The 25,275-nt window shown below is 69.8% G+C and carries 27 protein-coding genes, 2 tRNA genes and 1 other RNA gene; 19 read left to right on the top strand and 11 right to left on the bottom strand.

What is annotated here, in order from left to right; all coding sequences use genetic code 11:
• Positions 1-351 carry a YbaB/EbfC family nucleoid-associated protein gene (locus AB0K12_RS14495; protein ID WP_185069492.1) on the bottom strand — a complete coding sequence of 117 codons (351 nt, stop codon included), beginning with the start codon at positions 349-351 and terminating at the stop codon, positions 1-3.
• A 426-nt stretch (positions 352-777) separates the two neighbouring features.
• Between AB0K12_RS14495 and AB0K12_RS14490 the strand changes: the two genes are divergently transcribed.
• On the top strand, positions 778-2,214 hold the full coding sequence (locus tag AB0K12_RS14490) for a GAF domain-containing protein (protein WP_364560069.1): 1,437 nt from the start codon (positions 778-780) through the stop codon (positions 2,212-2,214).
• A 238-nt stretch (positions 2,215-2,452) separates the two neighbouring features.
• Here AB0K12_RS14490 and AB0K12_RS14485 read toward each other — a convergent pair whose 3' ends face one another.
• Complete coding sequence (locus AB0K12_RS14485) at positions 2,453-4,951, bottom strand: DNA polymerase III subunit gamma and tau (protein ID WP_364560067.1); 2,499 nt, start codon at positions 4,949-4,951, stop codon at positions 2,453-2,455.
• A 31-nt stretch (positions 4,952-4,982) separates the two neighbouring features.
• An RNA gene (gene ffs / locus AB0K12_RS14480) (signal recognition particle sRNA small type) lies at positions 4,983-5,078 on the bottom strand.
• Between the two features lie 105 nt (positions 5,079-5,183).
• Here ffs and AB0K12_RS14475 point away from each other — a divergent pair.
• From AB0K12_RS14475 to AB0K12_RS14450, 6 genes are all read left to right on the top strand, one after another.
• Positions 5,184-5,268: transfer RNA gene (locus tag AB0K12_RS14475), tRNA-Ser, on the top strand.
• 523 nt (positions 5,269-5,791) lie between these two features.
• On the top strand, positions 5,792-6,262 hold the full coding sequence (locus AB0K12_RS14470) for a SigE family RNA polymerase sigma factor (RefSeq protein WP_364560064.1): 471 nt from the start codon (positions 5,792-5,794) through the stop codon (positions 6,260-6,262).
• On the top strand, positions 6,259-7,497 hold the full coding sequence (locus AB0K12_RS14465) for a hypothetical protein (RefSeq protein WP_364560061.1): 1,239 nt from the start codon (positions 6,259-6,261) through the stop codon (positions 7,495-7,497). The genes AB0K12_RS14470 and AB0K12_RS14465 overlap by 4 nt, the downstream gene beginning before the upstream one ends.
• Positions 7,498-7,917: 420 nt before the next feature.
• Entirely contained in the window at positions 7,918-9,222 is a 1,305-nt protein-coding gene (locus AB0K12_RS14460; RefSeq protein WP_364560058.1) for a M50 family metallopeptidase, read from the top strand.
• Between the two features lie 283 nt (positions 9,223-9,505).
• Complete coding sequence (locus AB0K12_RS14455; protein WP_364560055.1) at positions 9,506-10,072, top strand: hypothetical protein; 567 nt, start codon at positions 9,506-9,508, stop codon at positions 10,070-10,072.
• 82 nt (positions 10,073-10,154) lie between these two features.
• A complete protein-coding gene (locus AB0K12_RS14450; protein ID WP_364560052.1) occupies positions 10,155-10,598 on the top strand; it encodes an HIT family protein in 444 nt (147 codons plus the stop codon).
• 4 nt (positions 10,599-10,602) lie between these two features.
• Here the strand turns inward: AB0K12_RS14450 and AB0K12_RS14445 are convergent, their stop codons facing one another.
• Complete coding sequence (locus AB0K12_RS14445) at positions 10,603-11,244, bottom strand: LysE family translocator (RefSeq protein ID WP_364560050.1); 642 nt, start codon at positions 11,242-11,244, stop codon at positions 10,603-10,605.
• 97 nt (positions 11,245-11,341) lie between these two features.
• Between AB0K12_RS14445 and AB0K12_RS14440 the strand changes: the two genes are divergently transcribed.
• The 3 genes from AB0K12_RS14440 (at position 11,342) to AB0K12_RS14430 (ending at position 13,541) form a co-directional block, all read left to right on the top strand.
• On the top strand, positions 11,342-12,292 hold the full coding sequence (locus AB0K12_RS14440) for a neutral zinc metallopeptidase (RefSeq protein WP_364560047.1): 951 nt from the start codon (positions 11,342-11,344) through the stop codon (positions 12,290-12,292).
• 73 nt (positions 12,293-12,365) lie between these two features.
• Entirely contained in the window at positions 12,366-13,196 is an 831-nt protein-coding gene (locus tag AB0K12_RS14435; protein ID WP_364560043.1) for a neutral zinc metallopeptidase, read from the top strand.
• A 48-nt stretch (positions 13,197-13,244) separates the two neighbouring features.
• On the top strand, positions 13,245-13,541 hold the full coding sequence (locus AB0K12_RS14430) for a type II toxin-antitoxin system VapB family antitoxin (protein WP_345393030.1): 297 nt from the start codon (positions 13,245-13,247) through the stop codon (positions 13,539-13,541).
• 161 nt (positions 13,542-13,702) lie between these two features.
• Here the strand turns inward: AB0K12_RS14430 and AB0K12_RS14425 are convergent.
• The 4 genes from AB0K12_RS14425 to AB0K12_RS14410 all read right to left on the bottom strand — a co-directional run bounded on the left by AB0K12_RS14425 (position 13,703) and on the right by AB0K12_RS14410 (position 15,260).
• Positions 13,703-13,792 (bottom strand) — tRNA-Ser (locus AB0K12_RS14425).
• 10 nt (positions 13,793-13,802) lie between these two features.
• Positions 13,803-14,240 (bottom strand): tRNA adenosine(34) deaminase TadA, encoded by a 438-nt coding sequence (gene tadA / locus AB0K12_RS14420; protein WP_355417468.1) that lies wholly within the window; start codon positions 14,238-14,240, stop codon positions 13,803-13,805.
• A 14-nt stretch (positions 14,241-14,254) separates the two neighbouring features.
• Positions 14,255-14,731 (bottom strand): tRNA adenosine deaminase-associated protein, encoded by a 477-nt coding sequence (locus tag AB0K12_RS14415; RefSeq protein WP_355417471.1) that lies wholly within the window; start codon positions 14,729-14,731, stop codon positions 14,255-14,257.
• Between the two features lie 19 nt (positions 14,732-14,750).
• A complete protein-coding gene (locus AB0K12_RS14410) occupies positions 14,751-15,260 on the bottom strand; it encodes a tRNA adenosine deaminase-associated protein (protein ID WP_364560040.1) in 510 nt (169 codons plus the stop codon).
• Positions 15,261-15,661: 401 nt separating this feature from the next.
• Here AB0K12_RS14410 and upp point away from each other — a divergent pair, with 401 nt between their 5' ends.
• From upp to AB0K12_RS14375, 7 genes are all read left to right on the top strand, one after another.
• The gene (upp, locus tag AB0K12_RS14405) at positions 15,662-16,300 is read left to right on the top strand and encodes a uracil phosphoribosyltransferase (protein WP_364560037.1); all 639 of its coding nucleotides are present in this window, start codon (positions 15,662-15,664) and stop codon (positions 16,298-16,300) included.
• 227 nt (positions 16,301-16,527) lie between these two features.
• Complete coding sequence (locus AB0K12_RS14400; RefSeq protein ID WP_345393042.1) at positions 16,528-16,752, top strand: hypothetical protein; 225 nt, start codon at positions 16,528-16,530, stop codon at positions 16,750-16,752.
• A gap of 80 nt (positions 16,753-16,832) precedes the next feature.
• On the top strand, positions 16,833-17,009 hold the full coding sequence (locus AB0K12_RS14395) for a hypothetical protein (protein WP_345393045.1): 177 nt from the start codon (positions 16,833-16,835) through the stop codon (positions 17,007-17,009).
• Entirely contained in the window at positions 17,006-17,539 is a 534-nt protein-coding gene (locus tag AB0K12_RS14390) for a PH domain-containing protein (RefSeq protein ID WP_355417483.1), read from the top strand. The genes AB0K12_RS14395 and AB0K12_RS14390 overlap by 4 nt, the downstream gene beginning before the upstream one ends.
• 96 nt (positions 17,540-17,635) lie before the next feature.
• Positions 17,636-18,979 (top strand): helix-turn-helix domain-containing protein, encoded by a 1,344-nt coding sequence (locus tag AB0K12_RS14385; protein WP_364560034.1) that lies wholly within the window; start codon positions 17,636-17,638, stop codon positions 18,977-18,979.
• 100 nt (positions 18,980-19,079) lie between these two features.
• On the top strand, positions 19,080-19,754 hold the full coding sequence (locus AB0K12_RS14380) for a FadR/GntR family transcriptional regulator (RefSeq protein ID WP_364560031.1): 675 nt from the start codon (positions 19,080-19,082) through the stop codon (positions 19,752-19,754).
• Positions 19,755-19,788: 34 nt separating this feature from the next.
• Positions 19,789-20,256 carry a MarR family winged helix-turn-helix transcriptional regulator gene (locus tag AB0K12_RS14375; protein ID WP_364560028.1) on the top strand — a complete coding sequence of 156 codons (468 nt, stop codon included), beginning with the start codon at positions 19,789-19,791 and terminating at the stop codon, positions 20,254-20,256.
• Here AB0K12_RS14375 and dnaN read toward each other — a convergent pair.
• The 3 genes from dnaN to AB0K12_RS14360 form a co-directional block, all read right to left on the bottom strand.
• Complete coding sequence (gene dnaN, locus AB0K12_RS14370) at positions 20,234-21,331, bottom strand: DNA polymerase III subunit beta (protein ID WP_364560025.1); 1,098 nt, start codon at positions 21,329-21,331, stop codon at positions 20,234-20,236. The genes AB0K12_RS14375 and dnaN overlap by 23 nt on opposite strands.
• An 83-nt stretch (positions 21,332-21,414) precedes the next feature.
• A complete protein-coding gene (locus tag AB0K12_RS14365) occupies positions 21,415-22,065 on the bottom strand; it encodes a response regulator transcription factor (protein WP_364560022.1) in 651 nt (216 codons plus the stop codon).
• On the bottom strand, positions 22,062-23,498 hold the full coding sequence (locus tag AB0K12_RS14360; protein WP_364560019.1) for a histidine kinase: 1,437 nt from the start codon (positions 23,496-23,498) through the stop codon (positions 22,062-22,064). The genes AB0K12_RS14365 and AB0K12_RS14360 overlap by 4 nt, the downstream gene beginning before the upstream one ends.
• Positions 23,499-23,607: 109 nt before the next feature.
• Here AB0K12_RS14360 and AB0K12_RS14355 point away from each other — a divergent pair, with 109 nt between their 5' ends.
• Together AB0K12_RS14355 and AB0K12_RS14350 are read left to right on the top strand one after the other, a co-directional pair.
• A complete protein-coding gene (locus AB0K12_RS14355) occupies positions 23,608-24,513 on the top strand; it encodes an ABC transporter ATP-binding protein (protein WP_364560016.1) in 906 nt (301 codons plus the stop codon).
• Complete coding sequence (locus AB0K12_RS14350) at positions 24,510-25,238, top strand: ABC transporter permease (protein ID WP_364560013.1); 729 nt, start codon at positions 24,510-24,512, stop codon at positions 25,236-25,238. Before AB0K12_RS14355 ends, AB0K12_RS14350 begins: the two co-directional genes overlap by 4 nt.
• Positions 25,239-25,275: the final 37 nt, after the last annotated feature.

Genomic DNA, 25,275 nt, shown 5'->3' with positions numbered 1-25,275 from the left:
CTAGAACCCTGGCAACTGTCCGAGGCCGCCGCCACCCAGCCCCTGCGCGAGCGGGCCGAGCTTTTCCTGCTGCAGGTCGGCGGCCGCGCGTACGGCGTCGCGGACGGCCGCGATCACCAGGTCGGCGATCGTGTCGGCGGTGTCCTGCGCGTCGCCCGCGTCGATCACGCTCGGGTCGATCTTGAGCTCCAGCAGCTCGCCCGAGCCGTTGACGACGGCCGTGACCAGGCCGCCGCCGGCCGAGCCCTCGATCTGCGCGTCGTTGAGCTCCTGCTGGGCGCTCACGAGCTGCTGCTGCATGAGCTGGGCCTGCTCCAGCAGCTGCTGCAGGTTGACATCCCCTGGGTTCACCGTCGTGCGCTCCTCGTGGCTCCGCGTTCTTGACTGCCACGAGCCTACGGTGTTTGGGCGGCGTCATGTACTGGGGTGTCCCCTTGTTTCGTGGCCTTTTCCCCGTACGAGATGCGAATTGCGCTCCCCGATGCCCCTCATGGCGGGCTTTTCCGGTGTGGAGGCGCCGTCCTGACCAGGCCCTCATGACCATGTTCTGTCGTGTGTCGGCGTGTTCTGGCCGGATCTCGGCCCCCCTCCAGCGTCCGAGACCCGGCCACCACGTCGGCGGAGCGGCCGCACCACGCCGACGCGTTGGTCAGGAAGCTACCGGGGGCAACGTTGCACACACGTTGCGTTCATTCAATCACCCTCCGCAATCCCCCGAACGACTTGCGCTTATGGCTCATAAGGCGGATGCTCTAACTTGACTACTTGGAGTGACCGATGAGTTACCCCCATCTCGACGCGTACTCCCGCCTGCTGCGCGGGGCCTACGAAGCCGTCGCCGCCGGCCAGAGCTGGCCGCACGCGCCCCGCCGCCTGATCAAGGCATCCTGGCTCCGCTCGCTCGACGCCGGCATCGACCTCGAAGGCACGAGCGCGCCGCTCGTCATCGACCCCTCCCACATCAGGGACCTGCGCGACGACCACCCGCTGCGCCCGCTGCTCCCGCTGCTCGCCCAGGCCCTGGTCGGGCTCGCCGACGCGAGCGGCCACGTCATGATCGTCACCGACGGTGACGGGCGCGTGTTGTGGCGCGAGGGAAACCACACCACGCTGTCGCGCGCCGACGGCATCGGCCTGGCCGACGGTCACCAGTGGAGCGAGCAGCACGTCGGCACCAACGGCATCGGCACCGCGCTCGCCACCGGGCGGCCCGTCCACGTCTTCTCCGAAGAGCACCTCATGCGGGTGCTGCACGTCTGGTCCTGCAGCGCCGCCCCCATCACCGACCCCGACTCCGGCCGGGTCATCGGCTGCGTCGACGTCAGCGGCACCTCCCGCAGCCTCCACCCCGCCACCGTCGCCCTCGTCGCCACCACGGCCAAGCTCGCCGAGACACAGCTCGCGCTGCGCATGCACGAGCGCGACGAACGCCTGCGCCGGCGCTACGAGTCGCTGCGCGGCCGGCCCGGCATCCTGCTGTCGGCCACCGGCCGCGTCATCTCCGGCGACCCGGCCGGCGACCTCGGCGAGCGCGTCCACCTCGACGAGCGCGCCCACTTCGCCGGGCGGCGCATGATCCTCAGGGACGGCAGCGTCGCCCTGCTCGAGCCCTTCTCCGACGGCTACCTCCTGCGGCCCGCCCCGCCCGCCGCCCCGCCCCTGCTCACGCTCTCCTTCCTCGGCGAACGCCCGCCCTCCGCCGCCTACGGCGACCGCGACCGCCCCCTGTCGCTGCGGCACGCCGAGATCCTGACGCTCCTCGCCCTCCACCCCCACGGCCTGACCGCCGAGCAGCTCTCCTTCCACCTTTACGGCGACGACGGCAACCCCGTCACCATCCGGGCCGAGATCCACCGGCTCCGCGCCCAGCTCGGCGACGCCATCGCGGCGAAGCCGTACCGGCTGACCTGCCCCGTCGAGGCCGACTTCCTCGCGCTGCGCCGCTTGCTGACCGCCGGCGACCCCGCCAGCCTCGCCCGCTCCTACCCCGGCCCCCTGCTGCCCCGCTCGGAGTCACCGGAGATCCGCCGCGAACGCGACGAACTCGAAGCCCAGGTCCGCGCCTGCCTCCTGCGGCACGGGACACCCGAGGACTTGTGGACGTACGCACAGACCTGCAACGGCCGCGACGACTACGAGATCTTGGAACGCCTCGCCGCCCTCCCCCCGACCGACCCCCGCAGCGCCGCCGCCCGCTCCCGCCTGCTCTCCTGACCCCCGCCCACCACCGGCTACGCGAAACGCCGCCGCCGCCGTCGAGCAGCCGCCCCAAGCGAGGCAGGGTCAATCCCGGCAGCCGTCCCCAGCGACGCTCGGGCCGGATCCCGCAAACCTCCGGCCCAGAAGCCGCATCACTGGGCAGCCACCTGCTGCCTGGGCCACCCGCTGCGGCGCGGAGTCAGCCTCCTCCCTCTTCTTGCGACGCCTGCCGGAGCGGCCGGGGAGGGGAGGGTCAGGGGTGGTCGATCTCGCCGATGACCTTGGCGCCCAGTTCGCGTTCGAGCAGGGCCATGCCTGAGAGGGCGACCGTGTCGGCGTCGGCGTCGTTGAGCGGGTCGACGTCGTCGGAGTCGGTGGCCTTGGTGTCGCGGCCGGGGATCGCACTCGGCCACGCGGACGCCGACATGGACGTCGACGGGGACGCGCCGCCCCTGGCGCCCGAGGCGCGGGGGCCGGCCGCGGCCGCGGCCTTGGCGGCCGAACGGGCGGCGGCGAGCCCGCTGCCTGGACCGCTGGAGACGCGCTGCCCGGCGGGGACGGTCCGCGTCAGGTCAGGCCCGGGTGGGGAGCCGGGGCCAGGGTCGTCGTCGGGGGCGTCGGGCCAGGACTCGTCGGTGGTCGGGCGGGCCGCCGCCGGTGGGCCGGCCGGAGGCTGGTCGCCGTCTTGCCCGCCGCCGTCGTCGGAGGACCCGTGTGAGGCCGTACGTCCCTGAGAGCCGGACGCGCCCTGCCCACCGCTCTGACCAGCGTCCGAGGCCCCTGGCGAACCGGGGGACCCCTGCGTGCTCTGGACGTTCGGCCCATGCCCTCCAGAGGGCCCGTGACCACTCTGAGGACCGTTCGCCTGACCGCCGGGCGCACCCTGAGCGCCGTTCGCCTGACCGCCGGGCGCGCCCTGAAGACCCCCCTGCGCAGGGGGACGGGCGGGACCACGGGACGCCTGCGGCATCGGGGAGCCCCCGACCACCGCCTCGACCCGCCACGTGCCGCCGAGCACGTCGCCAAGCGCGGCGGCCACGACGGCGTCCTTGCCGCCGCCGGTGAAGTTCTTCATCGCGCCGACCTGGGTGAAGCCGAGCGTGACCAGGTTGCCCTCCACGCCGACCACCTGGGCGTTGGTGCTCACGTTGGCCCAGACGACGATGCTGCGCTGCTTGAGCGCGGCCAGCACGGCGGGCCACTGCGACTGGAGGCCACCGGCCCCGCCGCCGCTCGGGGCCGCGGCCGGAGGCGTACCGCCGGAAGGAGCCGCGCTGGGGGCGGCGCTCGATGGAGCGGCCCCCGCGGACGCCGCACCGGCCCCGGGACGAACCGCCTCGGGCCAGTCGTCACCGGAAACCCGCCCGGCGCCCTTCACGTCTCCGTCCGACCCGCCGGGACCCGCCACCTGAGCCCGCGCACCCGCCCCCGGATCCTGCGCACCGGCAGCGGCGGGACCATGCGTAGCGGAGGAGCCAGGCGTGGCGGAGGGGGCAGGAGCCGTCGCGGCCGCCGCGGGAGCGTGAGCCACGGGCGCGGCAGAAGGAGCGGGGACGGCCGGGGCGGCCGCGGCGCGGGCCGCCATCTGGGCCACGGCGCCACCGCGTTCGAGCCGCTCGAGCCGCGCGAGCAACGCCCCTTCGCCCTGCTCGGCGCCAGGCAGCAGCACGCGCGCGCACATCAGCTCCAGCAGCAGCCGCGGCGAGGTGGCGCCGCGCATCTCGGTGAGGCCCGCGTTGAAGACCTCGGCCGCGCGGGTCAGCTCGGCGGGGCCCATGGAGGACGCCTGCTGGACCAGGCGTTCGAGCTCGTCGGCGGGCCGGTCGAGCAGCCCGCTGGTGGCCGCCTCTGGGACGTTCGCCAGGATCACCAGGTCGCGGAAGCGTTCGAGCAGGTCCGAGGCGAAGCGGCGGGGGTCGTGGCCGCCCTCGATGACCCGGTTGACCGTGTGGAAGACCCGCCCGCCGTCACGGGCCGCGAACGCGTCGACGACCTCGTCGAGCAGGTCGCCGTCGGTGTAGCCGAGCAGGGAGACGGCCTTGGCGTAGGTGATGCCGTCGTCGTCGGCCCCGGCGAGCAACTGGTCGAGGATCGACAGGGAGTCACGGGCCGAGCCGGCGCCCGCGCGTACGACGAGGGGCAGCGCGGTGGGCTCGAAGGGCACGTTCTCGGAGGTGAGGATCTCCTCCAGCAACCCCCGGAGCGTCGCGGGCGGCATGAGCCTGAACGGATAGTGGTGTGTGCGCGACTTGATGGTGCCGATCACCTTTTCCGGCTCCGTCGTCGCGAAGATGAACTTCAGGTGCGGCGGGGGCTCCTCGACGAGCTTGAGCAGCGCGTTGAAACCCTCGCGGGTCACCATGTGCGCCTCGTCGATGATGTAGATCTTGTAGCGCGCGGACACGGGGGCGAAGAAGGCCCGCTCGCGCAGGTCGCGCGCGTCGTCGACGCCACCGTGTGAGGCGGCGTCGATCTCGATGACGTCGAGGTGGCCGGGGCCGGTGGGGGCGAGCGCGACGCACGACTCGCACGCGCCGCAGGGGTCGGGCGTCGGGCCCTGCTCGCAGTTGAGCGAACGCGCCAGGATGCGCGCGCTGGAGGTCTTGCCACACCCTCGGGGGCCGCTGAAGAGGAAAGCGTGGTTGATGCGGCCCGTACGCAACGCCTGCCGCAGCGGGTCGGTGACGTGTTCCTGACCCTTGACCTCGGCGAAGGTCCCGGGTCGGTACTTGCGGTAAAGCGCAAGGCTCATGCGACCATCCCGCCTTCGAGGGGGCTCTCAACGAAGAGACCCCCCGCACACCCGCCAGAGCCCGCTTATCCTTGCTGCCTTCCGGCCCTGGGGAGGTTCACAGGATGACGCCGCGCGAGGGGTCCCTGGACAGTCTAGCCGGATGCCGCAGTGCTCGCTCCACCCCGCGCGAACCCGTCCGGCCGGAAATTCATGGTCTTGGCACCCCCGGAAGTCCGGTAAGCTCGTCGGCGGAGGATTCGCCTAGTGGCCGAGGGCGCACGCTTGGAAAGCGTGTATAGGGCAACCTATCGGGGGTTCAAATCCCCCATCCTCCGCGCCTGGTTGAGGCAGTAAACGCGAAGGGGCCGACCCCATCCAAGTCGGCCCCTTTCGCTATTCGGGTCTCAGTCGGGGCGTGGTGGCGAACGGGAACGGCTTGAAGCCGTCTACCTTGCCGTCTCGCAGCAGCGGCCACGCGGGCTGCTTCATCTCGGACGCGGGCTGGTGGCCGACCCAGAGCGCCAGGCGTCCGGGGTGGCCGGCACCGGGCTCGGGCCAGACCTGATGAGCGGCAGGCGCATGCCGGACGCCAGACGTCCGCGCCGGGCGACAACGTCGGCGGCTTCGACTCCGTAGGAGCCAGGCATCCTTCGCGCCAGGGTGCGCGACCTGCTGGACGAGCCCGCTCTGCGCGCCCGAGTGCTGGAGCTGTATGGCATGAAGTCCGTGGGCCCGTAGTGGGTCGCGCGCGACATCGACAGTGGGAAGCCGTGCTCCTTGGCGTCCCGCGCCACCCACTCGAACTTGTGGGCGCCACGGTCTTTGCAACAGGCCCGGACTCGGGCGCGTCTTGTAGGTGTGGAGTTCGAGGATTTCGTCCGGGCGCGCGGGTCCGCCCTACTCAGATACGGCCACGTGCTGACCGGCAACGCCGACGACGCCGCCGACCTGGTACAGGAGGCACTGCTCAAGCTGAGCGACAGCTGGCGCAGGGTCCGCAACAAGGACGATCCAGAATCGTACGTACGTACGATCATGACCCGGCAGCACATCAGCTGGTGGCGCAGGCGGCGCAGGGAGCATCTGACGGACGACGTACCAGAAGGCTCCTACATCGACAGCCACTCCTACGGCGAGCTGTGGAAGGAACTGGCCACGCTGCCGCGCAAGCAGCGTGCCGTCCTGGTGCTGCGCTACTACGAGGACCTGTCGGATCAGGACATAGCCGAAATTCTGGGAATCTCCCGCGGAACCGTGCGCAGCCAGGCGTTCCGGGCGCTCAACACGCTGCGGGTCAAGCCGGCGATGCTTGAAAGGGGACGATCGTGAGGACAGAGAACGAGTTGACCGACGCGCTGCGGTCGGCGGCGGAGCGGGCGCCACAAGAGGGCGACCTGTTGGCAGCCCTTGCGGTGCGCAGGCGTCGCAGGCACCAGCGGCGCATGCAGATACTCGCGGCCGGGGCCGTAGTGGCGGTACTGGGTGGGGGCGTGGTGGGAATCAGGGGCGTCTTCTCCGGCGAGGGCCACTCCGCCGTCTCGGCGGCGACTCCCACGGACATGACAGTCTCCGTCACCACGACGCTCCCGAAGGCGGCGCTCTCCCCTTCCGCGCGCTCGAAGGTCGTGGACGCCGAGAGGCTCTGGCCCGGCGCGGTCTTCACGATGCCCGCCAAGAACGCCGACGGCTGGCGCTATCGCCCGATCACCAGCCTCAGCGCGACGGAGGTGCTGCTCAGAGCCGAGTCGTCGTTCGAGAAGACCGGGAAGTTCGAGGTGTACGACTCGGCGACCGGCAAGTCGCGCGTGGTCACCACGGTGCCGCGGACGCCGGGGCTCGACCGCTACTTCCCGCAGACCGCCACCACCGACGGCCAGAGCCTCGCCTGGTTCGCGCACGGCGAAAAGGACGGCGAGGCCGTGCGCGAGATCTGGACGGTCCCGCTGGCGGGTGGCGAGCCCAGGCTGCTCGGCACGTTCACCGGGAAGCACGCGCAGATCGACGCGATCGGCGTTGACGGCGACCACGTCTACTGGTCCGAGCGCTCCGGCGGCGTCTGGAGCATCCCCCTCGCGGGCGGCGAGGCGGCGCGCGTGCCCGGCGGCGACGGGCTGCACCTGATGAAATGGCCGTACGCCGTGGACGTGGCCGACGGCGAGAAGGGGCACGACCGCAACCAGACCAAGCTCGTGGACCTGGCGCGGGCCGCGCAGACCGAGATCAACGCGCCCACGTCGGCGCAGGGCCTGCGGTGCGGACCCACCTGGTGCTTCGGGCGTAACGGGCAAGGCTTGTTCGTGCAGTCCCTCGACGGCACGAACACGATCGCCCTCGACGGCATCAGCGGCACCTCGATGACCCGGTTCCCGATCCTCGACCGGTTCCTGTTCGCCGGGAGCACCGTCTACGACGCCGCCACCGGCGAGGTGGCCGCCACCATCGGCGAGGGCGGGGGGTCGTACGGCGTGGGCACCTCCTCCGAGCCCAGCACGATCATCTACTGGGACGGCGAACCCGGCACGTTCACGGTGCTGAACCTGGCAGCCGTCCCGCCCGCGCAATAGCGTTCGGGACCATGCGGACCTTCGCGAATGTTCAGGAGCGCAGCCACGCCCGACCCAGGCCGCCGGCCGCCAAGTAGGCGCTGACCTGGGGAATCAGCTGCTCGTCGCCCGCTCGGCTTGAGCCGTTGCCTCTTGGACGGCAGGGCGGCCCGTGGCGAGTTCGGGAACTGAATGTACTTGTAGATGGTCGAGCGACCGACACCGGAGGGGCCACCGATGACTGCCTAGTGGGGCCATGAACCAGTCTCAAACCAGACGGTGTTCTCCAGTCGGGTGAGCAGGTCGCAGGTTGAACGCATGAGCTGCCAAAGCTCGGGAGATGCGGTCAGCCTTGTGGTGTGGCGAGTTCGACTACGTTGGAGCTTCGCACCTTTCGTCTCGTCACATCTGTCGTTGTCGGCTGCCGAGGAGCGCCCCTAGATGAACTGGCTCTACGTCGCGGGGATCATCCTCTTCCTCCTCGGGTTGATGATCTCCATCGCGCTGCACGAGCTCGGCCACCTGCTGCCGGCCAAGCTCTTCGGCGTCAAGGTGACCCAGTACATGGTGGGTTTCGGCTCCACGGCCTGGTCCCGGCGCAAAGGCGAGACCGAATACGGCATCAAGTGGATCCCGTTCGGCGGCTACATCCGCATGATGGGAATGCTGCCGCCGCGCCCCGGAGAGGATCCCACCAAGGTCAGGAGCACGGCGACAGCACCGTTCCAGGGGCTGATCGAGTCCGCCCGCGAGGCCGCGCTGGAAGAGGTGCGTCCAGGTGACGAGAACCGCGTCTTCTACCGCAAGAAGTGGTGGCAGAAGGTCATCATCATGTCCGGCGGGCCGTTGATGAACTTCATGCTGGCGTTCGTCTTCTTCACGATCCTGCTGGTCGGCATCGGCCTGCCCGTCGATGCCCCGATCGTCTCGCCCACCACCGAAACGTGCGTAATCCCCAGTTCCGAGCAGCGCACCGCCTGCAAGCCCGGCGACCAGCCAACCCCGGCCGCGCAGGCGGGCCTCAAGCCGGGCGACCACATGGTCTCCTTCAACGGCGCCACGATCGGCTCCTGGGAAGACGCCAAGCGCCTGATCCGCTCCCACGGAGCCGGCCCGGTCAAGCTCGGCATCGTGCGTGACGGCAAGCCGATGACGCTCGACGTCACGCTCATCGCCCAGGACCGGCCCAACCTCGACGACCCCGAGAAGACCGATGAGAACGTCGGGTACCTCGGCGTGCGGCCCACCGAGGTGATGGAGCGGCAGAGCGTCGGCCAGGTGATCGGCTACATGGGCGGGCTGACGGCCAGAGTGGCGGGCTCGATCTTCAACTTGCCGGAGAAGATGGTCGGCGTCTGGCATGCGGCCTTCTCCGACAAGGAACGCGACCCCGAGGGCCCGGTGGGCGTGGTCGGCGCGGGCCGCTTGGGCGGCGAGATCCTGACCTCCGACCTGTCCAACGAGGCAAAGATCGCCACCTTCGTCAACCTGCTGGCCGGCTTCAACCTGGCGATCGGCATGTTCAACCTGATCCCGCTGCTGCCGCTCGACGGCGGGCACATCGCGGGCGGGCTCTGGGAGGGGCTCAAACGGGCCTACGCCAAGATCACGCGACGGCCGAAGCCCAAGCACGTCGACATCGCCAAAGTGCTGCCGCTGACGTACGCGGCGGCACTGGTGATGATGATCATGGCCGGTCTGTTGGTCTACGCCGACCTGGTCAACCCGCTCACACTGACGAACTGACGGACCGGTTCGTGCCAATAGATCCGCGCCGGGCCCTTCGACAATACAGAAGGTCAAGCCAGGGACCTCCGGGTGAACTGCAGGACCGCTCCCCGCGGGAAGTGGCCGGTGCCCGTCCGTGTCCTCCGGCCGAAGGGTGTGGAGACCGACTACCTCAATCGCTCCATCGGAGGACCGGCGGACAGCTGGCTCCCGGCAATGGCGAAACACGCGTGCAGCTCTCGAAGCGGTCCGGCCCCGGTGATGTCATGATCTCGGTGGCGCCTCGTCGATGGGATCCCCGATGCCTGCTCGCTCGCTCGTGCTGCTGATCGCCGCGCTCTTATTAGGCGGCTTCGCGGCCTTCGTGTACGTCCAGGACTCGAGCCTGGTGCTCCTGCGGGAACACCTCAATCATCCGTTCGCGTTCAGCGTGCTGGCCTGCACGCTGGTCGCGCTGGCCGCACTCGGGCTCCGGTGGAAGTGGCTACGGGCGCTGGTCATCATCCTCGCCGGGCTGGCCGGGAGTGGTGCGCTGCTGATAGGCCTGTTCCTCGCCGCACTCGGCTCGCAAGAGGACATCGGCTTCGTGGACGGCCCTGGCCCGTACAGCGTGCGGCTCCAGCAGTCGATGGCGGGGCTCGGGCCGGACCGCATCACGTGGCTCAGCCTGCGCAGGGACGACGGGCTCCTCAGCAGGGAGTGGCACGTCGCCTGCCTCAACGACGACGACCCCGCCGACGCCTACGAGTCGGTCAGGTGGACGGGGGCGAGTTCATTCGAGATCCGAGTGAACGACGAGCGGACGTTCCCCGTGGCCCTGGATCCCGCATCCGGCCGACCCAAGACCACGGTCGCGATCAACTGCTGACAGCGGGCCGGACGACGCCGTCCACCGAACACCCTGACACCATGATCCGCAGCCGAGACGAACGCCACTGGGAGGCGCCCCCGTGCACAACCACGCACCCGCCGACTACGACTGCCCGTTCTGCGACCTCCCCTCGGACCGCGAGCCCGACGTGGTCTACCGCGACGAGCGGGTCTTCGCGATGATCTGTCCGCGCTGGTGGCCGCGGAACCCCGGGCACCTGCTGATCATCCCCGTCGCCCACCACGAGAACCTGTACGACCTCCCCGCCGCCGACGGTCACGCCATCTTCGACGCCACCCAGCTGCTGGCCCGCGCCATGCGCACCGCGTACGAGTGCGCCGGCGTCTCCACCCGCCAGCACAACGAGCCCGCGGGCAACCAGGACGTCTGGCACTTCCACCAGCACCTCTTCCCCCGCTACCCGGGCGACGACCTCTACCGCACACCCCCGCAGCCCGACTGGCTCCCCGCCGACCGCCGCCGCGCCTACGCCGACCTGCTGCGCGCGGCACTCGCCTCGTGAGCTTTCAGGAGGCCACGACGGCCTTGGAGCGGTCGGTGGCCATGGTGACGGCGAAGACGCCGAGGACGGTGCCGGTGAGGTAGCGCTGGACGCGGACCCAGACGGGGCGCCGGGCGAGGAACGCGGCGAGGCCGCCGGCCGTGATCACGATCAGGCCGTTGACCAGGGTGCCGATGGCCACCTGGACCGAGCCGAGCGCGATGCTCTGGAGCAGGACGTGTCCCATCGACGGGTCGACGAACTGCGGGAGCAGCGACAGGTACAGGATGGCGATCTTGGGGTTGAGCAGGCAGGTCAGCAGGCCCATCGTGAACAGCTTGCCGGGACGTTCGACGGGCAGCTCGCGCGGCTCGAAGGCGGAGGCGCCGCCCGGGCGGACGGCGTTCCAGGCCAGCCAGAGCAGGTACGCGGCGCCGGCGAGCTTGAGCGCGGTGTAGGCGGCCGGTACGTACGCGAAGACCGCCGTCAGTCCGAGGCAGGTCGCGATGAGGTACGTCGTGAACCCGAGGAACACCCCGATCAGCGAGATGAACCCCGATTTGCGGCCCTGGGTGATCGAGCGCGACACCAGGTAGATCATGTTGGGCCCGGGCGTGAGCACCAGGCCGAGGGAGACCAGCGCGATCCCGATCAGGCCAGCAGTCATAGCGGCAGAGTAACTGACATATCGGAAATTTCGCATCCACAGCTAATTGCTCTGCGTAATCGCCTCGCTACAGGGCAGACTGCTGCCGGAGGCTTCGATGCAGTTCGACGACGACAAACCGCTCGACCCGTCGCAGGTCGAGGACGCCCGCGCGTCGCGCCCGCGGCCCGGCGGCGGGTTCGGCAGGATGCCCGGCGGCTGCATGGTGCCGATCGGCGGCCGGGGCGGCGGGTGCCTGCTGCTGATCCTGGCGGTGGCGGCGATGTTCCTGTTCGGCATCATTCCGACGTCCTTCACCGGAGACCCGGGCGAGCAGCGCGACCCGGGCGGGCAGGGCGGCGGCCAGGCGCCGAGCGCCCCCGTCACCGGCAACCTGGCCGAGCGCTGCAAGACCGGCGCCGACGCCGACCAGTCGGAGGACTGCCGGGTGGTCGGGACGGTCAACAGCATCCAGACGTACTGGCGGCGGGCGCTGCGCGACGGCGGGGAGACGTACCGGCCGGCCAAGACCGTGCTGTTCACCAGGGCCATCGAGACGGGCTGCGGCGCGGCGGACTCGGCGGTGGGGCCGTTCTACTGCCCGGCCGACCGCCGGGTCTACCTCGACCTGACCTTCTTCGACACGCTCCAGCGCGACTTCGGGGCCGAGGGCGGGCCTTTCGCGCAGGCGTACGTGATCGCCCACGAGTACGGGCACCACGTACAGAACCTGCTCGGCACCATGGACCAGCTGGGCCGCGACAGCAGGCCCGGCGCCGACAGCCCCTCCGTACGTCTGGAGCTTCAGGCCGACTGCTACGCCGGCGTCTGGGCCCGCAACGCGGTCAAGACCGGCTTCTACGAGCAGCCGTTCTCGCAGAACGACATCCAGCAGGCGCTCAGCGCGGCGGCGGCCGTCGGCGACGACAGCATCCAGCGGCGCTCCCAGGGCCGCGTGACGCCGGACGCGTTCACGCACGGCACGTCGGAGCAGCGCGAGAAGTGGTTCAGCACCGGGTACGACAGCGGCGACCCCCAGCGGTGCGACACGTTCTCCGGGCGGATCTGAGCCCGGCTCGATAGAGCGGTCCCGGTTCGGGGCAGTCTGTCCTGCGGGCAATACCCCAGAAAGGGATGTCAGCATGGACTTCAGGGACCAGGCGGACCTCGACGCCTCGCAGGTGGAGGACGCGGGAGGGGGCGGCGGCTCCTCCGGCTTCTCCGGCTTCCCCGGAGGTGTGGTGGTCGGCGGTGGCGGGATCGTCGGGCTGATCGTGCTGGTGCTGGTGTTCGTCCTGAACAACGTGAGCGCCGAGCCGGGGCAGGGCAGGCCGCCGGCCGATCTGTCGGCGCGGTGTCAGAAGGGCAAGGACGCGGACCAGTCGGAGAAGTGCCGGGTGGTGGGCGTGGTCAACAGCATCCAGGACTACTGGAAGCAGGAAGTTTCGGGATATCGGGCGGCGAAGACCGTCCTCTACTCGGGACGGTTAAGGACCGCCTGCGGCTCCGCGAGCTCCTCCGCCGGCCCCTTCTACTGTCCCGGCGACCAGCGCGTCTACCTCGACCTCAGCTTCTTCGACCAGCTCCAATCCCAGTTCGGCGCCAAGGGCGGGCCTTTCGCGCAGGCGTACGTGATCGCCCACGAGTACGGACACCACGTGCAGAAGCTCCTCGGCGCCCTCGACGGCGGCGGCTCGGTCGCGGTCGAGCTGCAGGCCGACTGCTACGCCGGCGTCTGGGCCCGCAACGCGGTCAGCACCGGCTTCTACGAGCAGCCCTTCACCTCCGCCGAGATCTCCGAGGCGCTCGACGCCGCCGCGGCGGTCGGCGACGACAGCATCCAGCGGCGCACCACCGGAAGAATCGATCCTGAATCGTTCACCCACGGCAGCTCACGGCAGCGCGTGGCCGCGTTCAAGCGCGGATACGAAAACGGCGCACCCGCCGACTGCGATCTCCAGAACCCGGCCTGACGCGACCGGACAACGCGAGGAATCGGATTCTCTCCTAAAATCGGGGGGGTGATCTTCAAGCTAGTCGGCGACGGACGCCCTTATCCCAACCACGGTCTGACGAACCGCGATTGGGCCCAAATCCCTCCACGGCAGGTCCGGCTCGACTCGTTGATCACCACGAAGGCCATGCTGGACCTGCACTCGCTGCTCGCGGCCGACTCCACGTTCTACGGGGACCTCTTCCCGCACGTGGTTCAGTGGCAGGGCGAGCTTTATCTGGAGGACGGCCTGCACCGAGCGTTGCGGGCCGCGCTGCACCAACGATCGATCCTGCACGCCAGGGTCCTCGAACTGCCCAACTGAGAAAGGGGGCGCCGCGAATCTCGCGGCGCCCCCTTTGATTTTTTTCCGCCAACATCATTTCTCCGGCCGTGAACGACCAGTGAATACGATTACGGTTGTCGCCCGCCGCATGGTCTCCGGACATGCGAAAGGGCCCCCGAGATCTCGGAGGCCCTTCGGCGTGGCGGTGGTGGTGGGATTTGAACCCACGGATGAGTTGCCCCATCACACGCTTTCGAGGCGTGCGCCCTCGGCCACTAGGCGACACCACCGCGGAAGAGCTTACCGGATCCTGCGCGTAGCGAAGAACCGCTTCAGGGCCGCACCGCACTCTTCTGCGAGCACGCCCATGACGACCTCGGGCCGATGGTTGAGCCTGCGGTCGCGTACGACGTCCCAGAGCGAGCCCACGGCGCCGCCCTTCTCGTCCGTGGCGCCGTACACGATCCGCTCCACCCTGGCCAGCACCGCGGCGCCCGCGCACATCGTGCACGGCTCCAGCGTCACCACGAGCGTGCAGCCGCCGAGCCGCCACTCGCCGCGCCGCGCGGCGGCCGCGCGCAGCGCGAGCACCTCGGCGTGGGCGGTCGGGTCCGCAGTGGACTCGCGGTCGTTGCCCGCCTTCGCCAGCACCTCGCCGTGCTCGTCGAGCACGACCGCGCCGACGGGGATCTCACCCCTCGCGGCGGCCGAGCCGGCCTCCGCCAGGGCCAGACGCATGGCGTCCTCGTACGTCACCGCAACCGGTCGAGCTCGTCGGCGAACGACAGCCGCTCGGCGATCACCGACAGGATGTCGGCCGGCAGCATGCCCTCCTCCATGCTCAGCTCAAGCAGCTCCTCGGAGCTCACTCCCAGGTCACTGAGCAGCTCGAAGTCGCCCGCCGGGCGTACGCCGAGGCCGTTGCCCTCCTTGTCGGGCGCCACCCCGGCGAACTCGGCGAACAGCTCGCCGAGGTTGTCGGCCACGACGGCGTGCACGTCGGAGAGGAACACCCGCGGCTCCTCGATGCCGTGATAGCGGGCGATCGCGAACCACTCGTCCTCGACCTCGACGCACAGCAGGGCGAGCTCGTCGCCGGAGAGTCCCAGCGTCTCCGTGACGGCGTCACCGAAGTCGTCGACGATCTCGACGTCCCCGAGATCGACCTCGGCACCGTTCCAGCCGTCGGAGGTCCTGACGAAGGCCGCAGAGAAGGTGTTGGACGCCATGTCCGCGCTCCAGGGGGGGTCAGCCGAAGACCGATTCGATGGCACGCTCGAACGGCTCGGAGAACCCCAGCCGCGCGGCGATGCTGGACAGCACATCTTCGGGAAGCAGGTCAATGTCGCCGGAGAGGATGCCCAGCTCCATCTCGTCCAACCCGAGATCGGCGAAGATCGACAGATCTCCTGCGGGAAGCACGGTCTCCTCGTCCTGGAGGATCTCGTCGAGCTCCTCCTCGTCCGGCACGGGGACGTCGAGGTAGTGGAGGACCTGGCGGGCCAGCGGGAAGTCCCACGAGGCGGCGATGTCGGACAGGAACACGTCGACCCGCTCGCCGATGACCCTGAGCGCCACGAAGAACTCGTCGCCGACGGCGACCAGCCCGATCGTGCCGCTCTCGCTCGGCTGCTGCCTCAGGGCATGGATGAGCCCGTGCAGGTCGGACGTGAGCGTGACCGGCAGGAGCTCGGCCTGCCAGCAATCGTCCTCGCGATAAACCACGATGGCGAAGTCGAGAGCGTCTTCGTCTGTCATCGCCATCCCCACCCGACCTCTGACACGACAGATATCACCAGGACCCAATCGTTCCAGAACCGGCCACCGGGCGTGTGCCTCTCCGACCAAATTGTGATCAAAACCAAAGATCTGATGCCCCCGCACCCCTCCCGTCACGTTCGCCTCCCCGGGCGCGACGGTTCCCGGCCTTCGGGGGGAGGAGGAAGCGACGGCCCAGCAACCCACCTTCACGCCCGCCACTCTCCCGGGCGCGAGACTCTCCGTCCTTTGGGAGGAGAGGAGGCCACTGTCCCGGACGCGAGACTTTCCGCCCTCTGAGGAGGAGAGGAGGCCGCGCTTCCCGGCGCTGCCGGCGTGGGGGTTGGGGGGCTGGTGGGGGGGTCGATAGCAGGCTTGGGCAGGAGATAGCGTTGGGTGCCATGGAGACCCTCGTCGTCGATCATCCGCTCGTGGCTCACAAACTCACCACGTTGCGTGATGTCCGCACCGACTCGCCCACCTTCCGCAGGCTCGCGGACGAGCTGGTGACGTTGCTCGCCTACGAGGCCACGCGCGACGTCCGGGTCAGCGAGGTCACCGTGCAGACTCCGGTGGCGCAGGCCGAGGGGGTGCGGATGGCGAAGCCTTACCCGCTGGTGGTGCCCATCCTGCGGGCCGGGCTTGGCATGCTCGACGGCATGATGCGGCTGCTGCCGACGGCCGAGGTCGGGTTCCTCGGCATGATCCGCAACGAGTCGACGCTGCAGGCCGAGACGTACGCGACGCGCCTGCCCGACGACCTGTCCGGGCGCCAGTGTTACGTCGTCGACCCCATGCTGGCCACCGGTGGCACGCTGGCGGCGGCGGTGCAGTTCCTGTTCGACCGGGGCGCGGTCGACGTCACGGCCCTGTGCCTGCTGGCGGCCCCCGAGGGGCTGGCGCACATGGACAAGGTGTTCGCCAATTCCGGCAAGCCGATCCGGGTGGTCACGGCGGCCCTGGACGAGCGGCTCAACGAGAACGGTTACATCGTTCCTGGGCTCGGTGACGCCGGCGACCGGCTCTACGGCGTCGTCTGACGCACGTCGAAGCCTCACCCCACAACTTCCAAGCCCCCACCCCACAAGCACCGCCCCACAAGCCCCGCCCTACGAGCCGCTCCCTCCGGAGCGGCACCCATCCGTGCGGGAAAGTTCTCTCGGAAAAGTCCACGACCCGTCACGACACGTCATCACTTCGTTACATACTGTGGTTGGGTGGGTACGAAGAGACTGGAAGACATCTTCCGCATGCGCGTGGGGGCACGATGAGCGAGCACACCGAGGCGGACCCGACTCCGTACGCCGACGTGGAGACGGTGCTGTGCGACGAGTTCGCCGGCATCCACTCCGCGACCACGGTAACGCGCTGCGTGGAGGCGGCGCACTACGGCGCGCTGGAGGTCACTGGCTACGCCCATCCGAGCCTCGTGGAGCGCATCGCGCGTAAACATCTACACGTCCTGGCCCTGGTGGCCAGCGACCGCGGCTAAGCAAGATCAGAACTTACCTGCCAACTTACCTTTACCCCGGCATCCGGGTGGGTAATGTATAGGGCGGGTGGAGTGGGTAAGTGGGTACGGAGGCGACGGTGCAGGTCAAAAAGGTCCTCACATACGGTGGTATCGCATTTGTTGCGTACTACCTGTTCGCGCGACCAGCTGACGCCGCGGACGCGGTGAAGGGAGCGTTCGACACGGTGTTCAACGCGGCCGACTCGCTGGCCCAATTCGTGAACAGCCTCTCATGAGACTTGTGACCCACGGGGACTCTGCTCCATCGTCGGTCAACCGCTACCTCCTCCCCCAGGAACAACAGGTCATCATGGTGCGGCGGCATCCCGCCATTCTGCTGCGCCCGGTCGCCGAGGTGCTCGGCGGCCTCATCGTCGCCGGGCTCCTCAGCAGATTCTTCGGCGGCGGCGAGGCGGGCGGCACGGCCCTGGTCGTCGTCTGGTGGCTGTGGCTGCTGTTGCTGATCCGCTTCGTTTGGAAAGTCGCGGAGTGGTCGGTCGATTACTTTGTGGTGACGTCCAAGCGAATGCTGCTCACCACCGGCCTCATCACGCGCAAGGTCGCGATGATGCCATTGGGCAAGGTCACCGACATGAGCTTCCAAAGATCTCTGCTGGGGCGCATGCTCGGTTACGGTGAGTTCATCCTCGAATCGGCCGGTCAGGATCAGGCTCTGTCAACGGTCGAATACATTCCGTATCCGGAGACGCTCTACCTAGAGGTCTGCCAGATGCTTTTCCCCGGCAAGGACGACGGGGACGATTAATCTCGACGTGGCAAATTCTTCACGTGGGGATACCAGATTCGGCTACTTCATGCAATCATTGCGTGTTGTTGACCCTTCCCCGCCTTGAGAGATGAGATGCCGAGTCAGGGAACCATCGGTGACCGCGTCCGTGGATTGCGGCTGAACAGGCGGATGTCTCAGGCCCAGCTGGCCGGACCCGACCTGTCGGACAGTTATGTCTCGCTCATTGAGTCGGGTAAGCGTACGCCGACTCCTGTGGTTGCCCGGCTCCTGGCCGAGCGGCTCGGATGCACGACGGAGTTCCTCCTTCACGGGATCGAGCCACGCCAGCGCATCGACACCGAGCTCGGCCTGCGCCATGCCGAGCTAGAGCTCCAGCACGGCGACCCCGCCAGCGCCGCGGACCGGTTCACGGAGATCGTGAAGGCCGCGGACGAGGAGAACGCGATGCTGACCGCGCAGGCGCGGTTCGGCAGGGCGCGTGCCCTCGAGGCCCAGGGGCGGCTCGGCCAGGCGGTGGAGGCGTTCGAGCGGCTGCGCAGAGAGGCGGCGGCCCATCCCGAGCGGCTGGCCGACCTGCCGCTCACGATCGCGTTGAGCCGCTGCTACCAGCAGGCCGGCGACCGGCTGCGGGCCCGCGACCTCGCGGCCACGGCGCTGGCGCAGGCCGAGCGGCTGCGGATCACCCAGGGCGAGCTGGCCGTCGAGCTGGCCGCGGCGCTGATCGAGGCACGTGGCGAGAGCGAGACCGACTCCCCCGCGCTGGCCTACGTCGAGCAGGTGCTCGACACGGCGGGTGCGCCTCAGGTTGTGGACCGTTCCGCTGAGATCCGGACCCTGTGGCACGCGAGTGCCGCAGCCGCGGCGGGCGAGGACTCCGCGCTGGCCGTCGCGCTGGCCGACGACGCCATCATGGCCGGGCGGCCGACCCGGCTCGCGCTGGTGCTGGCCCGGGCGGCCATGCACTGGGCCAGGATGGGCGTGGGACCGATCGAAAAGGCCGAGCGGCTGGCCGGCGAGGCCGTCAGCGCGTTCTCGGTCTTCCCCGGCACGGCGCGCGAATACGGCGAGAGCCTGATCGTCCACGCGCGGGTGAAGCTGCGTGCCGGCGACCTGGTGGGCGCGGGCGAGCTGGCCGTCAAGGCGTCCGGGCTCGACCACGACGGCAGCGGCACCACCGCGGCCGAGGCGCACCTGGTGCTGGCGACCGTCGCCTACGAGCAGGCGGGCGACGCCTCCGGGCATCTGCGCGACGCGTACGAGCTGCTCGACACCCTCGACCGGCCGGTGTTCGGCTCCGATCGGCAGGCCGCGCGGTGCTGGCGTGAGCTGGGCGACCTTTATGGCAGGGGCGAGTCCAGAGCACTTCAGACGGCGGCATATCGTAAAGCCCTCGAAGCTGCCGGAGTTCGCTCCGCCATGGCAGGGGTGACGATTGACGCCACAGTTTCTCGCTGAACCTCCGGGAGCTCCAGATTTGGCCTGTTGAGTCTGGAATAATTAGGGTCTACCAGTCATTGACTCATAGGATGATTGGCTTTCCCGGAGGAGGCGGACTGTGAGTCTGCGTACGGCGCAGCGGGCTTCGCTCGTCGACCAGGTGATCGATCAGCTCAAGGAGCAGATCACCTCAGGGTCGTGGCCGATGAACGGCAAGATCCCGACTGAGACCGCGCTCGCCGAGCAGCTCGGAGTGGGTCGCAACACCGTTCGGGAGGCCGTGCGCGCGCTCACACACGCCGGGTTGCTCGAGTGCCGTCAGGGGGACGGCACTTACGTCCGCGCGACGAGCGAGCTGTCCGGCGCGATGCTGCGGCGGCTGCGCCAGGCGGAGCAGCTGGAGATCCTCGAAGTACGCCGTGCGCTGGAGGTAGAGTCCGCCCGGCTGGCCGCCACCCGGCGTACGGAGGAGGACATCCGGCGCATCGAGGCGGCGCTGGCCGAGCGGGAGCGGGCCTGGGAGCTCGACGACCCCGACTTCTTCGTGGAGGCCGACCTGGCCTTCCACATGGCGGTCGCGCACGCCACCCACAACCTCGTGCTCATCGACCTCTACGAGGACTTCTCGGCGGCCCTGCGGGCCAGCATCACGGCCGCGGGCACGTCGCTGAACAAGAACTACATCCCCCACGAGGCCATCGCCAGGGCCATCGCGGCCGGCGACGCCGCGGCGGCGGAGCGGGCCGGTCACGCCTGCATGGAGCACATCCTCATCGCGCTCACCGAGTCCTGAGCCGCTCGCGGGGAGCGCGGGGAGCGCGGGGAGCATGGACAGGAGCCGGCGCACCCAGGAGGACCCCGATCTGGGGATGCTGAGCGGGCGAACGTTGTTCGGGCTGCAGCGGGAGCTGTTCGCCGCGCTTGCCGAGCAGGGGCATCCGGGGCTGCGGCCGCGCCACGGCGCCGTGCTGGCCTATCTCGACGACGACGGCAGCCGCGCGACGGACCTCGCCGCGCGCTCGGGCCGGCACAAGCAGGTGATCGGCACGCTGGTGGACGAGCTGGTCGAGCTCGGCTACGTGGAGCGCCGGCGTGACCCGGCCGACCGGCGCGCCAAGCTCATCGTGCCCACCGAGAGGGGGCGCGACTTCATCGCACGCTCCGACGCCATCCTCGCCGACCTGGAGGCGGCCCACGCGCGGGCCGTGGGCGAGCAGGCGTACGCGGAGTTCAAGCGGGTCTTCAGGCTGGTCGCCGCCCGTCAGGCGGCGCTCACGTCTGACGCAGGGACATGACGAGGTAGCGGAAGGCCGGCTGGGCGTCGCCCGGCACGTCTTGGATGAGCGCGGGCCTGGTGGGCGATTCGAGGTTGATGCGGGCCAGCTCGGTCTCGATGCCGGTGAGCCCGTCGAGCAGGAACTGCGACTGGAAGGCGATCTGGATGTCGTCGCCGCGCAGCTCGCACGGCACGACCTCGGCGCCGCGGCCGATGTCGCCGCCGCCCGCCTGGATCAGCACCTGCCCCTGGCTGAACGACAGCCGCACCGCGGTGTTGCGCTCGGCCACGAGGGCCACCCGCTTGATCGCGTTGACGAACGGCGCGACCGCGACGTCGGCCCTGATCGACCACTCGGACGTGAGCCGCGCGCGGTAGTCGATGAACTGCTCGTCGAGCAGCCGCACGGTGGTGCTGCGGCCCACGCTCTCGAACCCGGCCACCCCGTCGCCCATGGCCACGGAGACCTCGCCGCCGCGCAGCGACTTGGCCACCTCGACCAGCACCCGGGCGGGCACCATGGCGGAGACGGCGACGTCGGGGGCGGCCGGACGCCAGGTGAAGTCGCGGGCGGCGATGCGGTAGCGGTCGGTGGCGGCCATGGCCACCGACTCGCCCTCGATGTCGACCCTGATGCCGGTGAGCATGGGCAGCGTGTCGTCGCGGCTGGCGGCCGGCGCGACCTGGCCGACCGCGGAGGCGAACACGCCGCCGCCGATGGCGCCGATGGCCGGCGGCATGGCGGGCAGGACGGGGAAGTCTTCGACCGGCATGGTGATGAGGCCGAACTCGGCGCTGCCGCAGGTGAGCACCGCCTCGGCGCCCTCGGTGACCAGCTCGACGTCGTCGGCGGGCAGGCTGCGGCTGATCTCGGCGAGGAGCTTGCCGGGGATGAGCACGCGGCCCTCCTCGGACACCTCGGCCTCGATGGCGGCGCGCGCGGAGACGTCGTAGTCGAACGCCGACAGGGTGAGCTCGTCGGTCGCCTCCAGCAGCAGCCCGGACAGCACGGGCACCACGGGACGGCTGGGCAGGACTCGGGCAGCCCATGCCACCGCATCTGCCAGAACATCGCGGTTAACCCGGATTTTCACCTCATACCACCTTCTCGTCGCCGCCTGCCCTATGAAAATAGCCGGTGCCACCGACAACTCAGCGCAGTTCGGGGGACAGGGGGTCAGCGGCTGTTGAGGTAGGCGAGCACGGCGAGCACGCGCCGGTTGTCGTCGTCCGACGGCGCCAGGCCGAGCTTGGCGAAGATGGAGGCCGTGTGCTTGGCCACGGCACTCTCGCTCAGATAGAGGCGCTGGGAGATCGCCGCGTTCGAGCGTCCCTCCGCCATGGCCTCCAGGACCTCGCGCTCGCGTGGCGTGAGGCCGCCGAGCGGCTCCCGCTTGGCGTTGCTGGCCAGCAGCTTCGCGATCACCTCTGGGTCCATGGCGGTGCCGCCTGCGGCGACCCGGCGGACGGCGTCGATGAACTGCTCGGCGTTGAAGACGCGGTCCTTCAGCAGGTAGCCGATGCCGCCCGAGCCGTCGGCCAGCAGCTCGCGGGCGTAGAGCTGCTCGACGTGCTGGGACAGCACGAGGATGGGCAGCCCGGGCACCTGCCGCCTGGCCGTGAGCGAGGCCTGCAGACCCTCGTCGGTGAGGGTGGGCGGAAGCCGTACGTCGACGATGGAGACGTCGGGGCGCAGCTCCAGCAGGCCCTTGAGCAGCTCGGGCCCGCTCTCGACGGCGGCGACGACGGTGAATCCGTGGGCCTGCAGCAGGTGGACGAGGCCGTCACGGAGCAGGTAGAGGTCTTCTGCGATGAGGACGCGGTTCATGGTTTCCAGGGCTTGACGAGCGTGAGCGGGGAGAAGTCTTGCATGAGACGCCCGTGGTCGTGGGTCGCCGGGATGCGGATGGCCATGACGTGCATGGAGACACCCACCGCGATCATGCCGATGATCGTCGGCCACTGCCAGGGCAGCGGCAGGTGCAGGGCGAGGAACCAGGTCTCCTCCTCGATGCCGAAGATCTTGAAGACGGCCGCCACGATCCCCTGGGGGAAGGTGGGGCACCAGGCCGTGGCCCAGAGGGCCGCCACGACGACCGTCTTCCAGCGCGGCATCTTGCGGGCCGCTGCCTCGGGCACCGGCAGCACGCGGGGCAGCTCCATGGTGACCGTGGTCGGGCCGCCCGGCGGGCTGTGCAGGGCGAGCACGCCGTCGAAGGCCGCGATCCGCCTCTCGATGCCGGACAGGCCGCTGCCCTTGGACGGGTCGGCGCCGCCCATGCCGTCGTCCATGACCGTGACGCGCAGGTCGGCGCCGTGGGCGCTGATGTCCACGCTGACCTCCTGGGCGTCGCCGTGCCTGGCGGCATTGGTCAGCAGCTCGCTGATCGCGAAGTAGACCGCCGCCTCCACCGGCGCCTCCGCCCGTTTCGGCAGGTCGGCGTCCACGGTGACGTGCAGCGGGTGGTCCATGGCGAGGGCGCGTACGGCGTCGATCAGGCCGCGCTCGGCCAGCACCGGCGGGTGGATTCCGCGGATGACCCTGCGCAGCTCGGTGAGCGTCTCCGATGAGGCGTCCCTGGCCCTGGCCAGCAGCGCCTTCGCCGCGGCCGGGTCCTTGTCCACGAGCTCCTCGACCGCGCCCAGCGTCATGCCGATGGCCACCAGCCTGGCCTGCGTGCCGTCGTGCAGGTCGCGCTCGATCCTGCGCATCTCGGCCGCCTGGGAGTCGGCGGCCAGGTTGCGGGTGCGCGTGAGATGGCTGACCTGGCCGGCCAGGCGGCTGGCGGCGGTGGCGTCCAGCAGCAGCCGGCACCAGCGGGCGTAGATCGCCAGGCCGCGCCTCGGCACCAGCAGGAGCGCAGGGAGGAGCAGCAGCTTGACCAGCGGGTCGAGCAGCATCCAGCTCTGGTCACGCCAGGTGCCCGGGTCGCCGAGCAGCCACTTGAACCGGTTGTTCCACTCGGGCACGCGGGGCGTCTTGTAGAGCGTACGGTCGGCGCGGTAGAAGCCGTCGGGCTGCGGCACGGGAGGCGGGGGCGCGGGCAGGTAGGGCGACTCGATGGTGACGCCGAGCCGCTCGGAGACCAGCCTGCGGTGCAGCTCGGCCATCCGCCTGACCATCATCACCTGCGTCGGATACAGGAACACCATGCCGAGCGCGAACGACAGCATCAGCAGGAAACCGCTCGCGACGATCATGGGCACCTGCAGGACACCGAATGCCAGCAGCGTGACGACGTGACCGTACCTCTTGAGCATGACATCAGTCTGCGCCACCAGGATGGGTCAGGTCACTGCACCTAAGTACACCCTTGCCGGGCATCTAGCGAGATTACGCCTGCTTATCCGCGTCCCTAGCGTCAATGTCATGAAAATCATCGAGGTCAGGAACCTGCGCAAGCAGTACCCCGATCACCTCGCGGTGGACGACGTGTCGTTCGAGGTGGCGGAGGGCGAGATCTTCGGCATCCTCGGGCCCAACGGGGCCGGCAAGACGACGACCGTCGAGTGCGTCGCCGGTCTGCGGCAGCGCGACGGCGGTACCGTACGCGTGGCCGGCCTCGACCCGGCGACCGACCGCGACGAGCTGCGCCACGTGATCGGCATGCAGCTCCAGAGCGCCGCGCTGCCGGAGAAGATCAAAGTACGTGAGGCGCTCGACCTGTACGCCTCCTTCTACCCCGACCCCGCCGACTGGCACGAGCTGATCGACCGGGTGGGACTCGGCGGCAAGCGCGATACCCAGTTCAGGAACCTGTCGGGCGGGCAGCGGCAGCGGCTCTCCGTGGCGCTGGCCCTGGTGGGCAGGCCGCGCGTGGCCGTGCTCGACGAGCTGACCACCGGGCTCGACCCGCAGGCCCGCAGGGACACCTGGGAGCTGATCGAGCAGGTACGCGCATCCGGCGTGACCATCGTGCTGGTCACCCACTTCATGGAGGAGGCCGAGCGGCTCTGCGACCGTCTCGCCCTCATCGACGCCGGCCGCGTCGTCGCCACCGACACCCCCGAGGGGCTCATCGCCCAGGTGGGCGGCGACCAGCGGCTGCGCTTCCGCCCGTCCGCGCCGGTGGACGAGGCCGTCCTGCTGGCGCTGCCCGAGGTGCGCGAGGTCACGAGGAGCGGCGAACAGGTCATCGTCAGCGGCTCGGGCAATCTCGCGCCCGCCGTCACCCTCGCCCTGGCCCACCACCAGATCGTCCCGGGAGACCTGCGCATCGAGCAGGCCACGCTGGACGACGCGTTCCTCGCGCTGACCGGAAGGAAGCTGTCATGAAGCTGCTCGTCACGGAGACCAGGCTGCACCTGAGGGAGTGGCCGCTGCTGTTCTTCACCATCGGGCTGCCGCTCGGGCTGCTGGTCGTGCTGGGGCTCAGCATCCCCTTCTTCACCGAGTCGGGCGCGGGCGGTGAGCGGTACGTGGACGCGCAGTGGCCGAGCATGATGGTGCTGCTCGCGCTGCTGACGCTGGCCTGCAGCGTGCTGCCCGCGACGCTGGCCACCTACCGGGAGCAGGGGGTGCTCAGGCGGATGTCCACCACCCCGGTCGGCCCGGGACAGATGCTGGGGGTGCAGCTGCTGATCAACCTGGGCATCGGCGTGGTCTCCACGGCGCTGCTGATCGTCGCGGGGACGGTGGTGTTCGGCTCGGCGCCGCCGCGGCAGCTCGCCTGGTTCGTGCTGGTGTTCCTGCTCGGCACCGCGGCGCTGCTCGCCATGGGGCTGGTCATCGCCTCCCTGGCGCCGAACGCCAAGGTCGCGCCCGGCATCGGCTCCGCGGTGATGTTCCCGCTGATGTTCCTCGCCGGGATGTGGGTGCCGCGCGACGTCATGCCGGACGTGCTGCGCACGATCAGCGACTACTCGGTGGCCGGGCCGTTCGCCGCGGCGCTCAGGGACACGTGGGCCGGGCATCCGCCGCAGGTCCTCCACCTGGTGGTGGTGACGGCAGGGCTGGTCGTCTTCGGCGGTCTCGCCGTACGGCTCTTCCGATGGGAGTGAGCCGCGCACCCCGCCGTCGCGGGGGCGCGGCGGGAGG

This window comes from Nonomuraea sp. NPDC049419 (assembly GCF_040676995.1).
Classification (GTDB): Bacteria; Actinomycetota; Actinomycetes; order Streptosporangiales; family Streptosporangiaceae; genus Nonomuraea; species Nonomuraea salmonea.
The sequence above is the reverse complement of the archived record's forward strand: the minus strand, read 5'-3'. Positions and strand labels throughout refer to the sequence as shown.

Excerpts from the sequence above, each read along its gene's own strand:
- AB0K12_RS14490 (WP_364560069.1), top strand. The coding sequence starts at position 778 with ATGAGTTACCCCCATCTCGACGCGTACTCCCGCCTGCTGCGCGGGGCC.
- AB0K12_RS14485 (WP_364560067.1), bottom strand. The coding sequence starts at position 4,951 with ATGAGCCTTGCGCTTTACCGCAAGTACCGACCCGGGACCTTCGCCGAG.
- AB0K12_RS14460 (WP_364560058.1), top strand. The coding sequence starts at position 7,918 with ATGAACTGGCTCTACGTCGCGGGGATCATCCTCTTCCTCCTCGGGTTG.
- AB0K12_RS14455 (WP_364560055.1), top strand. The coding sequence starts at position 9,506 with ATGCCTGCTCGCTCGCTCGTGCTGCTGATCGCCGCGCTCTTATTAGGC.
- AB0K12_RS14445 (WP_364560050.1), bottom strand. The coding sequence starts at position 11,244 with ATGACTGCTGGCCTGATCGGGATCGCGCTGGTCTCCCTCGGCCTGGTG.
- AB0K12_RS14440 (WP_364560047.1), top strand. The coding sequence starts at position 11,342 with ATGCAGTTCGACGACGACAAACCGCTCGACCCGTCGCAGGTCGAGGAC.
- AB0K12_RS14435 (WP_364560043.1), top strand. The coding sequence starts at position 12,366 with ATGGACTTCAGGGACCAGGCGGACCTCGACGCCTCGCAGGTGGAGGAC.
- tadA (WP_355417468.1), bottom strand. The coding sequence starts at position 14,240 with ATGCGTCTGGCCCTGGCGGAGGCCGGCTCGGCCGCCGCGAGGGGTGAG.
- AB0K12_RS14415 (WP_355417471.1), bottom strand. The coding sequence starts at position 14,731 with ATGGCGTCCAACACCTTCTCTGCGGCCTTCGTCAGGACCTCCGACGGC.
- AB0K12_RS14410 (WP_364560040.1), bottom strand. The coding sequence starts at position 15,260 with ATGACAGACGAAGACGCTCTCGACTTCGCCATCGTGGTTTATCGCGAG.
- upp (WP_364560037.1), top strand. The coding sequence starts at position 15,662 with ATGGAGACCCTCGTCGTCGATCATCCGCTCGTGGCTCACAAACTCACC.
- AB0K12_RS14400 (WP_345393042.1), top strand. The coding sequence starts at position 16,528 with ATGAGCGAGCACACCGAGGCGGACCCGACTCCGTACGCCGACGTGGAG.
- AB0K12_RS14390 (WP_355417483.1), top strand. The coding sequence starts at position 17,006 with ATGAGACTTGTGACCCACGGGGACTCTGCTCCATCGTCGGTCAACCGC.
- AB0K12_RS14385 (WP_364560034.1), top strand. The coding sequence starts at position 17,636 with ATGCCGAGTCAGGGAACCATCGGTGACCGCGTCCGTGGATTGCGGCTG.
- AB0K12_RS14375 (WP_364560028.1), top strand. The coding sequence starts at position 19,789 with ATGGACAGGAGCCGGCGCACCCAGGAGGACCCCGATCTGGGGATGCTG.
- AB0K12_RS14365 (WP_364560022.1), bottom strand. The coding sequence starts at position 22,065 with ATGAACCGCGTCCTCATCGCAGAAGACCTCTACCTGCTCCGTGACGGC.
- AB0K12_RS14360 (WP_364560019.1), bottom strand. The coding sequence starts at position 23,498 with ATGCTCAAGAGGTACGGTCACGTCGTCACGCTGCTGGCATTCGGTGTC.
- AB0K12_RS14355 (WP_364560016.1), top strand. The coding sequence starts at position 23,608 with ATGAAAATCATCGAGGTCAGGAACCTGCGCAAGCAGTACCCCGATCAC.
- AB0K12_RS14350 (WP_364560013.1), top strand. The coding sequence starts at position 24,510 with ATGAAGCTGCTCGTCACGGAGACCAGGCTGCACCTGAGGGAGTGGCCG.